Origin of the sequence: Caulobacter sp. (assembly GCF_035254145.1) — a bacterium.
GTDB lineage: Bacteria > Pseudomonadota > Alphaproteobacteria > Caulobacterales > Caulobacteraceae > Caulobacter.
On the sequence record NZ_DATFAV010000149.1, the window covers coordinates 1 to 6,011 of the forward strand.

At 67.1% G+C, this 6,011-nt stretch carries 4 protein-coding genes and 2 pseudogenes; 4 read left to right on the forward strand and 2 right to left on the reverse strand.

Annotation, left to right across the window (positions count from 1 at the left end):
* The 3 genes and pseudogenes from VJ655_RS08825 to VJ655_RS08835 all read left to right on the forward strand — a co-directional run.
* A pseudogene (locus VJ655_RS08825) lies at positions 1-498 on the forward strand (hypothetical protein); the annotation flags it as partial.
* A 62-nt stretch (positions 499-560) separates the two neighbouring features.
* The gene (locus VJ655_RS08830) at positions 561-1,388 is read left to right on the forward strand and encodes a response regulator (protein ID WP_324110697.1); all 828 of its coding nucleotides are present in this window, start codon (positions 561-563) and stop codon (positions 1,386-1,388) included.
* 139 nt (positions 1,389-1,527) lie between these two features.
* Positions 1,528-4,236, forward strand: coding sequence for a TonB-dependent receptor (locus VJ655_RS08835; protein ID WP_324110698.1), 2,709 nt, complete (start codon positions 1,528-1,530; stop codon positions 4,234-4,236).
* On the opposite strand, the gene VJ655_RS08840 is transcribed toward VJ655_RS08835, so the two are convergent.
* Positions 4,233-4,949 (reverse strand): alpha/beta hydrolase, encoded by a 717-nt coding sequence (locus VJ655_RS08840; protein ID WP_324110699.1) that lies wholly within the window; start codon positions 4,947-4,949, stop codon positions 4,233-4,235. The genes VJ655_RS08835 and VJ655_RS08840 overlap by 4 nt on opposite strands.
* A gap of 26 nt (positions 4,950-4,975) precedes the next feature.
* Between VJ655_RS08840 and VJ655_RS08845 the strand changes: the two are divergent.
* Positions 4,976-5,107 (forward strand): annotated as a pseudogene (locus VJ655_RS08845) (hypothetical protein); the annotation flags it as partial.
* 76 nt (positions 5,108-5,183) lie between these two features.
* Here VJ655_RS08845 and rpoH read toward each other — a convergent pair.
* Positions 5,184-6,011: RNA polymerase sigma factor RpoH (rpoH, locus tag VJ655_RS08850; protein ID WP_324110700.1), on the reverse strand; the 828-nt coding region annotated here is incomplete at its 5' end.

Here is a 6,011-nt window from a genome sequence, read left to right on the forward strand (position 1 = left end):
TCGCCGCTGCGCAAGACCCTGGTCATGGAAGGCGGCAGCTTCAAGGAAGGCGTCTTCGCCTGGAAGGGGCTGCTCTATTACAAGTGGATGCTGACCACGCTGTGGCCGCGACTGACCGACGTCAGCGCCCAGATCGGCCGCCTCGAGGTCAACGGCGATCGCGACGGCGAGGATGGCCGCTACCTGGACGAGGCGCGGCGGCGGCTGCAGGGCGGGCTGCTGGTCGAACGCCACGCCATACTGCGCACGCTGAAAGTCTATGACGACGCCTTCGAGCACCTGGTCGACCACAACCAGCCCCACATGTTTCGCCAGTTCCTGCTGCGCGCGCCCGAACTCTTCGTGAGCCTTGGCGAGCGGGTCGGGGCGGTGGCCCACATCGCCACCTACTGGCGCTATCGGTTCCCCGCCGGGCGGCCGCTGACCGCCGACCTGGACGAGGCGGTCGACATCTTCCAGGACTTCGAGGCCAGTCTGGCCATGCCCCTGTCGAACTGACGCAGGCCGGCGCCCCGAGTCATCAAGCGGATTTTTAACGTTCTGGGCCTATCCATCGCTCCTTGTTTCGAGGAGCCTCGGGTTACGTGTTCGACGGTAACGTCCGCACCGTTCAGCGTGTCGCCGCCAAGGTGCAGCGAGTCCTGGTCGTGGATCCCAACCCCGCCATGGCCCGGCTGCTGGCCGAGCACATGCGTCCGCTGGGCGCGGTGCAGATGTTTTCGGCGCCCAGCGCCGAGAAGGGCTACGCCATGGCCCGCACCACCGATCCCCAGCTGATCTTCGTCGAGCACGCCCAACTGGGCGTCGACGGCCTGGCCTTCACCCGCAAGATCCGTCGCAGCGACCTGATCTGCCGCGAGGCGCCGATCATCATGTGCACCAGCGAGGCCACCGCCGAGACGATCTTCGGCGCGCGCGACGCCGGCGTGCACGAGTTCATGCGCAAACCCTTCACGATCAAGGATCTCGAGCGCCGCCTCGAGGCCGTGACCCTGAAGCCGCGCGACTGGATCGAAGGCGTCGGCTATGTCGGCCCCGACCGTCGCCGGTTCAACTCGGCCGACTATCGAGGTCCGCGCAAGCGCAAGGCCGACGCGGCCGGCACGCCCGCGGCGCGCCTGTCCCAGGCCCTGCGCATCGTCAAGTCGGCCGCCCAGGCGCTGGACACCGATCCCGCCCAGGCCCGCCGCGCCCTGGCGGCCCAGGCCGACGAGCTCCGCCGCGTGGGCGAGTCGATCAAGGACGACCGCCTGGTCCAGGCCGCCGCGGCCCTGGCGACCAGCTTCCAGGCCGACCTGGCCGGCGCCGGCGGACGCGCCGAACTGCTCACGCGCATCGACGCGTTGCTGGGCTTCATGGCCCCCGAGGACAAGGGCCGCGCGGCTTAGGGCCGATTGCGGCGTCATTGTGGCGACACAAAAGCTACGCCGGGCCGTCACCCGTTCGTCGCGGACGAGCAACACGCGGCGATTAACAGCCTCCTGACACAGGAATCGCGCGCAGTCGCGATGGTGACAGGGGATAATAATGCTCATTCGCAACAAAGCGGCGCTGCTGCGCCGCGTCAGCGCGCTTTCGCTGGCCCTGGTCGCCGTGGGGGCCGCCGTGGCGGGCGCCGCCCGCGCCGACGACAACACGTCGGTCAGCGACGTCGTGGTCACCGCCCGCCGGCCCCTGGCCGAGAGCCAGGCCGCGGCGCTTCAGATCCAGAAGAACTCGGACTCGCTGGTCAGCGTGCTGTCGGCCGACGCCGTCGGCGCTTTGCCCGATCAGAACATCGCCTTCGCCGTCGGCCGCCTGCCGGGCGTTGGCGTCGAGCGTGACCAGGGCCAGGCCCGCTACATCAACCTGCGCGGCGCGCCGGTCTACTGGACGACCCTGTCGTTCGACGGCCTCAGCGTGGTCAGCCCCGAGGGGCGCGCGACCCGCTTCGACAACATCCCGTCGGCGATCGCCAGCCAGATCACGGTCGAGAAGGCCATCGTGCCTTCGATGCCGGGCGACACCGTCGCGGGCAATGTCGACATCCGCACCCGCCGCGCCTTCGACTACAAGGGCCAGCGGATCAGCGGCAAGCTGGGCGTCGGCAAGGTCGACCTGGGCAATGGCGACGAGCTGGACAGCAACCTCGTCTATTCCAACGTCTTCGGCGACAAGCTGGGCGTGGTGGCCCAGGCCTCGTACTATTCGCGCGAGATGGCGACCGACAACTGGGAGACCGATCCCTATCTGTCGAACACGGTCGATCCCAACAAGCACTTCGCCCGCGAGCACGAGAACAAGCACTACCGCCTGACGCGCGAGAACATGTCGGCCTCGATCCGGCTGGACTACAAGTTCGACGACAACAATTCGATCTTCGCCAGCACGATCAACACCTATTACCACGACGACGAACTGCGCGATAACTTCCTGCTCCGTCTGGACCAGGGCACGGACGCGGCCGGGAACGGCTACACCAGCGCCGCCTATATCAACGCCAACGACCCGACCTTCGGCACGGTCTACGGCGCGCGCCTCAACGCTCGCATCGACTATCGCGACACCAAGGAAGCCATGTCCACCAACACGGTGGGCGGCGAGCATCGGTGGAACAAGCTCAGCGCCTCGTGGCGGCTGAACTACACCTACACCCAGGACGGCCGCGACACGCCGGTGACCATGGCCTTCCAGAGCCCGTCCAGCTTCCTGGCCCGGCCGACGGTCGAGTACGACTTCCGCAATGGCGACGTGAACACCGTGCGCCTGTTCTCGACCGCCGGGACCACCGGGGCCCGCGTCAAGGGCGCCCAGGTGACCAACATCGAGGACTTCCAGTTCCCGCTGACCAGCGCCGGCATGCTGAAGGGCGGCGACTACACCAACGCCTACACCGCCAAGGCCGACTTCGACTACGAGGGCGAGCTGGCCGGCCACGCGACGAAGTTCGAGTTCGGCGGCCTGTGGACCGACCGCACCAAGAAGTCGCGCGAGAGCAGCTTCACGCGGGCCTATTCGGGCTCGGGCGCGCCGGCCTGGGGCCAGTTCGCCAGCAACATTGGCTATCTGGGCAGCCAGAACCTGAACTACGCCTTCCGCTATACGAACAAGGACTACACCACCAACTTCGTGGACGAGCTGGTGCGCTCGGGCCTGGCGACCAAGAACGACACCACCGCCAACTACTGGCGCGTGGGCGAGACGATCACCGCCGGCTACGCCATGGCCACGACCCGCTTCGACTGGGGCAATCTGGTCTACGGCGTCCGCGTCGAGCACATCGAGAACGACGGCCAGGCCTATGTCGGCTTCCCGGCCGCGGGCGGGGTCGCTGCCGGTCAGCGCCTGGTCAAGGTCAAGAGCGACGACACGCTGTACTATCCCAGCGCCCACCTGAACTGGAACCTGCGCGAGGACCTGAAGCTGCGCGTGGGGGTCACGACCTCGGCCTCGCGCGCCGACTTCGATGACCTGCGTCCGAACTTCACCTTCAGCGACTCCAACCAGACCGTCTCGGGCGGCAATCCCAACGCCAAGCCCGAGCGGCAGGTCGGCCTCGACACCTATCTGGAATGGTACGCCGACCGCGAGACCTTCGTGTCGGCGGGCCTGTTCTACAAGGACCTGAAGGACGTGCTGGTCCAGACCTCGCGCACGTTCGGCGACACTTCGCTGAACAGCGGCGGCGTCGATCGCTCGGGCTATGCCTACAGCAGCATCGACAACGCCGGCGAAGGTCACATCCAGGGGCTGGAGGTGTTCTTCACCGGCACGGCCGAGAGCTATGTCGAGGCCCACGGCCTGCCGTCGTGGCTGGGCGGCTTCGGCACGCGCCTGTCGGGGACCTGGACCTCGTCCAAGGTCACCCTGCCGTCGGTCGGCGGCGCGCCCGCCCGGACGATCTCGGTCCTGGGGACCTCGGACGCCGTCTACAACGTCCAGGCCATCTACGAGAAATACGGCCTGACGGTCCGCGTCGCCTACCAGTACCGCACGCCCTGGGGCCAGTCGGTCGGCGCCTATCGCGTCGTCAACGGCGGCGTCTATCCCACCGACAACGGCGACATCTACTGGGACAGCGACGAGGAACTGGACGTCTCGCTGCGCTATCAGGTCAACAAGAACATCGAGGTGTTCCTGGACGGCAGCAACCTGACCAACCAGGGCGCGCGCCGCTACGGCGACCAGAAGCGCTATCCGATCGAGTACGAGAAGTTCGGCCCCCGCTATGTCGGCGGCGTGCGCTTCAACTTCTAGCGCTTGCCGGCGGGGCGCTGCAGCCAGTGACGCAGCGCCCCGTTGACCGGTCCAGGCGCCTCCATCGGCGCCATGTGGCCGGTGCTCGGGATCACCACAAGGTGCGTGCAGCCGATCGCCTGGGCCATCTCGCGATGGCGGTCGGCGGGGGTGATCTGGTCGTTCTCGCCGACGATGATCAGCAGCGGAACGCGCAGCGCCCTCACCGCGGCCTCGCCGTCCTGGCGCTCCAGGCTGTTCTGGCGCAGAAAGACCTCGCGACCCAGCCGCTGGGTCATGTCGACGATGCGGGTGGTCAGCTCGGTGTCGTCCAGGCGCGAGGCGTCGATATAGCTCTTCAGGATCGCCTGGCCGATGCCCAGGAAGGTCCCGCCCTTGGCGGCGGCCTTGTTCAGCGCCTGGCGCTGGGCGGCGCGCTGCGGCGTGTCGACGTGGATCGAGGTGTCCAGCAGGGCCAGGCGCTCGATGCGCTCCGGCGCGATCCGCGCGATCTCCTGGGCCACGTAGCCGCCCATCGAGAAGCCGGCGACCGCGAAGGTCGGCTCGGCCCTCTCCAGCACATGCTCGGCCATCTCACGGATGGTGGCGTAGGGCGTCAGGTCCGGAACCCAGATCCGCGCGACGTCGGCCAGATCGCGGATCTGGTCGCGCCACAGCTCGGCGTCGTTCAGCAGGCCAGGCAGCAGGATCAGTTGGGGGAGGGGGGCGGTCATGGCTTCGCTCATAACACTATTAAGCACCGTCATTCCCGCCCATGTGGCGGGAACCCCTTTATCCGCCGCAGGTGCGGGAGGGGCGGACCGCTGGCGGTCCGCTTGCGCTTCACGTGTCAGCTGAACCAGGGGTTCCCGCCACAAGGGCGGGAATGACGGTGTGGTTGTAATGGCGGCGTAAACAAAAAGGGCGCTCCGGGGAGCGCCCTTTCGTCAAAGCGGCGAGCTCCAGCCCTACGCCTCGACCATGTTCTTGGCGATCGCCGCCTCGCGCATGGTCTTCTGCAGCTTTTCGAACGCGCGGACCTCGATCTGGCGGACGCGTTCGCGGCTGACGCCGTATTGGGCGGCGAGCTCTTCCAAGGTGGTCGGCTCGTCCTTCAGGCGGCGTTCGGTCAGGATGTGACGCTCGCGGTCGGTCAGCTCGACCATCGCTTCTTCCAGAAGCGACATCCGCAGCGACTTTTCCTCGTTCTCGGCGACCATCGTCTCCTGGCTGACCTGCTCGTCGTCGGCCAGCCAGTCCTGCCACTCGCTCTCGCTGTCCGAACGCAGCGGCGCGTTCAGCGAGGCGTCGGGGCCAGACAGGCGACGGTTCATCGAGATGACCTCGCTGTCCAGCACGCCCAGCTTCGTGGCGATCTGGCTGACCTGGTCGGGGCGCAGGTCGCCGTCCTGGAAGGCGGCGATCTGGCTCTTGGCCTTGCGCAGGTTGAAGAACAGCTTCTTCTGCGCGGCGGTCGTGCCCATCTTCACCAGCGACCACGAGCGCAGGATGTATTCTTGGATCGAGGCGCGGATCCACCACATGGCGTAGGTGGCCAGGCGGAAGCCCTTGTCGGGCTCGAACTTCTTGACGGCCTGCATCAGGCCGACATTGCCTTCCGAGATCACCTCGCCGATCGGCAGGCCGTAGCCGCGATAGCCCATGGCGATCTTGGCCACCAGGCGCAAATGGCTGGTGACCAGGCGGCGGGCGGATTCCGGGTCGCCATGTTCCTTCCAGCTTTTGGCGAACATGTATTCGTCTTCAGGAGAGAGCAGGGGAAATTTGCGGATCTC

Coding starts and splice junctions, on each gene's coding strand:
- VJ655_RS08835 (WP_324110698.1), top strand. CDS start 1,528: ATGCTCATTCGCAACAAAGCGGCGCTGCTGCGCCGCGTCAGCGCGCTT.
- VJ655_RS08840 (WP_324110699.1), bottom strand. CDS start 4,949: ATGACCGCCCCCCTCCCCCAACTGATCCTGCTGCCTGGCCTGCTGAAC.